General features: G+C 58.1%; 4 protein-coding genes and 1 pseudogene. 1 reads left to right on the plus strand and 4 read right to left on the minus strand.

What is annotated here, in order from left to right:
* A pseudogene (locus B3Y70_RS16765) lies at positions 1-197 on the minus strand (hypothetical protein); the annotation flags it as partial.
* 227 nt (positions 198-424) lie between these two features.
* On the opposite strand from B3Y70_RS16765, the gene B3Y70_RS16770 reads away from it, so the two are divergent.
* Complete coding sequence (locus B3Y70_RS16770; RefSeq protein ID WP_011785247.1) at positions 425-1435, plus strand: LysR family transcriptional regulator; 1011 nt, start codon at positions 425-427, stop codon at positions 1433-1435.
* On the opposite strand, the gene B3Y70_RS16775 is transcribed toward B3Y70_RS16770, so the two are convergent.
* From B3Y70_RS16775 to purB, 3 genes are all read right to left on the minus strand, one after another.
* Positions 1424-2392, minus strand: a complete 969-nt coding sequence (locus B3Y70_RS16775) for a GNAT family N-acetyltransferase (protein ID WP_288590163.1) — start codon at positions 2390-2392, stop codon at positions 1424-1426. The genes B3Y70_RS16770 and B3Y70_RS16775 overlap by 12 nt on opposite strands.
* Positions 2393-2395: 3 nt before the next feature.
* Positions 2396-3547, minus strand: a complete 1152-nt coding sequence (locus B3Y70_RS16780; RefSeq protein ID WP_014421217.1) for a cupin domain-containing protein — start codon at positions 3545-3547, stop codon at positions 2396-2398.
* A gap of 14 nt (positions 3548-3561) precedes the next feature.
* Positions 3562-4532 (minus strand): adenylosuccinate lyase (purB, locus tag B3Y70_RS16785; protein ID WP_288590164.1); only part of this gene is annotated, 971 nt, incomplete at its 5' end.

A 4532-nucleotide genomic window follows, 5' to 3' on the forward strand; every position in this document is an offset into this window, starting at 1 on the left:
AGTTTAAGGTCTGGCGTGAGGTATTGGCCGGGAATCTCGGTAAGCAGGCGGTAGGCCTTGTTGTAGGCATCTTCCTGAGCCGTCATTTTGCGAACGCGTTCGATCCTCGCTTTTTCCCGCATCTGGCTGAAAACGATAATAACCAGGGAAACGGTGACGATCGCGGCGAGCAGCAGCACAATGGTAGTGGTATCCATGGTGTGGGGTTAGGCTCCGGATTGAATGAACGTCTGGCCCGAGGGCTTGTTTTATTGGTTTTGATATTATTCGGTAACGCCCTGAAAGCCTAGCAGAAATATGCTATCCCGTCCTTTTCTGGTTGTAATCAGGGCGGAAGGTTCATTTATTACGTGAATTTCCAGATTCCTGTATATTACGGAAATGAATAATACACCCTGCTGCTGACGGTGAGGTCTGGCTGCCTATGGACATTTCCCGCGTTGATCTGAACCTGCTTGTGTACCTGGATGTGCTGTTGCGGGAGCGCAATGTAACCAAGGCGGCCAATCACCTTGGCATCACTCAGCCGGCCATGAGTAACGGTTTGCGGAGGCTGCGGGACCTGTTTGGCGATCCCCTGCTGGTGCGAACCAGTGAAGGCATGACGGCCACAGAGCGGGCCAGGGAATTGCAGCCACTGGTTCGCGGGATTCTATCGGATATCGAGCAGGCGGTGCAGGAAAAAACACCATTTGCGGCCGGTGAAAGCCAGCGGGTGTTCCGGATCATGGCCAGTGATTACGCGGAATCCTGCCTGATGCCAAGGGTGTTGCGCCGTATCCGGCAGGAAGCACCGCATGTCACGCTGGATGTTCTGACGCCCAGTGACGTCAGTTTTCTGGATGTGGAGCAGGGTCGTCTGGACATGGCGATTAACCGTTTCGACAAGATTCCCCAGTCGTTTCACCAGAAAACCCTCTGGACGGAATACTTTGCGTGCCTGATGAACGCCCGGAACCCGATCCTGAAAGAGCCGTTTACACTGGATACCTATCTGGACGCCAGCCATATCTGGGTCAGCAAGACCGGGTTTGGCGTCGGAGTGGGGGTAAACCCGAAGGATGTTCAACGTCTGGGCTGGGTGGATGAGGCGTTGGGCCGAATGGGGCGCAAGCGCCAGATTTCCGTGTTTACGCGCCATTACCAGGTGGCGATGCTGCTGGCGGAACAACACGATCTGATTGCCACGCTGCCCTCCAGAGCAGCCTGGCTGCAAAAAGATAATCCAAATCTGGTGGTCAAGGTGCCGCCTTTTGAGATTCCGCCCTTTGAACTCAAGATGGCCTGGAGTCCGCTGCTGCAGCACAACTCGGACCATCAGTGGCTACGGAAACTGATTGTTGAAGTGGCCGAAGAGGTGGATGAGGAATTTGCGCCATTCGGGGCCAGTTTCGAGTCACCTCAGGCGGTTCAGGTGTCCCACTCAGAGCGGTAGTTCGCGTAACTCCAGAGAGGGGCGCGCGGCGTCCCACATTTTCTGGAACGCCTCTTCCATCAGCCGGACCCGCCGGCTGGCGGAAAAATCGGCAAAGCCCTCGGTCTTGTCAAAGCTGTGTCGGTACAACACGCCCTGGCGGTCGACCAGCAGGAAGGGCTGATCCTCCATGGGGTAGTCCTCGTTCACCAGCCGGAGCTCAATGCGGCTGGTGAGCCGGCGCATCAGTTCTACCAGTTGGTGTCGTCGTTGCACTAATGGCTTGTCGTCGTGAATCAACAAACGGACCTCGCTCAGTCGATGGCGACGGGCGAGGGCAGAGACCAATTCCCGCAGGCGATGCCTGTCGTAGAATTCATGGTCCAGAATCCGGTCGTAAAGCCATAGGCGCTGGCCAGCCTGGCCAACCAGGGAATCCATCAGGTTCATGAAGGATGAGGGCTGGTCAAACAGCCAGGATTCCTCATCGGCTCCCAGGATTAACGGGTTGCTGCGTCCTGCACCGGCCCGATGGGCGAGATCCGGTGCCAGACAGCGCATGTCGAGGTGCGGAATGCCGGCATCCTCATAGGGGGTAAGCGAACAGATGTGGAAGCCGCATCGTTGGTAAAAACCAGTGGCATGTTCCTGGGCTGAGAGCCGGAGTTCCTGGTATCGGCCGGCAGACTCGGCGATCAGGTGCCTGAGCAGGGCTTCTCCAACACCTTTGCCCCGGGCTTCCGGTAACACGGCCATGCGGCCGATGTAGCCGGTTTCTTCCAGGGCGGAAAACAGGCGGGCGGTGGCCACGGGTTGGTTGGACGCATCGACGGCAAGATAATGATCAGCAATCTCGTCGGTGTCATCCCACTCAAGCTCTGGCGGCACCTTCTGCTCATCGATAAACACCCGCTGGCGAATCTCGCGAACCGACCCGGGTGCCAGTTGCCAGCTGTATTTGCGAAATCTCAGATCCATGGCTTACTCGAAATAGATCGAGCCCTGGTTGTAGAGGTTGGTCAACAGCCCCAGCAACGCTTCGTCGCCGGCAAATTCTGCCAGTGTCGCCATGTCAATACGGGAGCGGGCGCAGAGCAGGGGAGCCAGCGGACGGGCGTCGCCCTTGAGCAGGAATTGTTCGCCATCAACAAACAGAGCGGTCTCGTTGTCCAGCTCATGGTAGGCGAAACGGGAGCCTTCATTCCAGCGCAGTTGTTCACCGGCCCGAATGGCTTCGGCCAGATCTTCGGCCTCCGCCGGCTCCTCGGCTGGAACGACGATGTCCATGCTTTTGGGGGCGGTAGCGAACTGCCCGAACCAAAGGGCCAGATTACGCCGATCACCGAGTTGCTCCCGAATTACCGCGTCGAGACGTTCAACCACGTCGGCGCCGATAGTCCCGGGGTTCTCCTGAACCTGAAGGTCAGGGTCATCCAGATGTTCAGCCGCTTTTTCCTTCTGGCTCAGGTAGTCGGTAAAGCTGGTCAGTACGTCGTCGACCGTAGGTGCCCGAAAACCCACAGACAGGGTAATGCAGTCGTCTTCCGCCACCCCATGATGGCCAACGCCTGGTGGCAGGTAAAGCATGTCACCCGGCGCCAGGGTCACAGTTTCTTCGCCGTCCCAACTGCTCAGAATCCGTAAGGGTGTACCTTCTACCCGTGGCGATCTGTGGTCACAGTGTCCGCCGAAGGTCCAGCGGCGGTGGCCCTGGGCCTGCAGCAGAAACACGTCATACATATCGTAGTGGGGCCCAACGCTACCGCCTGTCGGTGCGTAGCTGGCCATAATGTCGTCCAGCCGCCAGTTAGGGATGAACCGGAAGTTGTCGAGCAGATCAGCAATTTCCGGTACCCAGTGGTCCAGGCCCTGGACCAGCAAGGTCCAGTCCTGCTCCGGCAGCTCGCTGAAACGATCCGGAGTGAACGGGCCATTGTGAAGCTGCCAGGGTTTTCCGGCATCGTTCTCGATGACGATGCGGGATTCAACGGCTTCTTCGCAGGCCAGTCCGGCCAGCTCATCCTGGCTGACCGGGCACTGAAAACCGGGAAACGCCTGGCGGATAACCAGTGGCTTTTTCTGCCAGTAGTCGCGCAGAAATTCATTGGCTGTCAGCCCGCCAAGCATATCCATGGTGTTGCTCCTGCCTAGATGTCTTTGGCCTGGTCGATCGCGTTACCGATGTAGTTGTCCGGGGTCAGGGCGCGCAGCTCGGCCTTCGCCTGTTCCGGGATCTCCAGGGTTTCCACGAAATTCTTTATGACTTCGGGCGTCATGGCCTTGCCGCGGGTCAAGTCCTTGAGCTTTTCGTAGGGTTTCTCGATGTTGTAACGGCGCATCACGGTCTGAATCGGCTCCGCCAGTACTTCCCAGGCGTTGTTCAGGTCTTCGTTCAGACGGGCCGGGTTGATTTCCAGCTTGCCCAGACCTTTGAGGGTGGCTTCGTAGGCAATCAGGCTGTGGGCAAAGCCAACGCCCAGGTTGCGCAAAACGGTGGAGTCGGTCAGGTCACGCTGCCAGCGCGAAATCGGCAGCTTGGCTGACAAATGGCCGAAGAGGGCATTGGCGATGCCGAGATTACCTTCAGAATTCTCGAAGTCGATCGGATTCACCTTGTGGGGCATGGTAGAAGATCCGATTTCACCGGCCACCGTTTTCTGTTTGAAATAGCCCAGGGAGATGTAGCCCCAGATGTCCCGGTCCAGGTCGATCAGGATGGTATTGAAGCGAGCAATGGCATCATAGAGTTCGGCGATGTAGTCGTGAGGTTCGATCTGGGTCGTGTACGGGTTCCAGTCGAGGCCGAGGCTCTCAATGAATTCTTCGGCGTTGGCAGCCCAGTCCACGTCCGGGTAGGCAGACAGGTGGGCGTTGTAGTTACCCACCGCACCGTTGATCTTGCCCATGATTTCCACTTCGCGGATCTGCATCAGCTGGCGGCGCAGGCGATAGACCACGTTGGCCAGTTCCTTGCCGACCGTGGTCGGGGAGGCGGTCTGACCGTGGGTGCGGGACAGCATGGGCTGTTCAGCGTGCTCCCGGGCCAGCTCGGCCAGCTTTTCGACCAGGTTTTCCATGGCCGGCAGCAGGCCGTGATCCAGGCCTTCGCGCAGCATCA

The sequence above is a fragment of the Marinobacter sp. UBA5687 genome, from assembly GCF_002420325.1.
In the GTDB taxonomy this organism is placed as follows: domain Bacteria; phylum Pseudomonadota; class Gammaproteobacteria; order Pseudomonadales; family Oleiphilaceae; genus Marinobacter; species Marinobacter nauticus.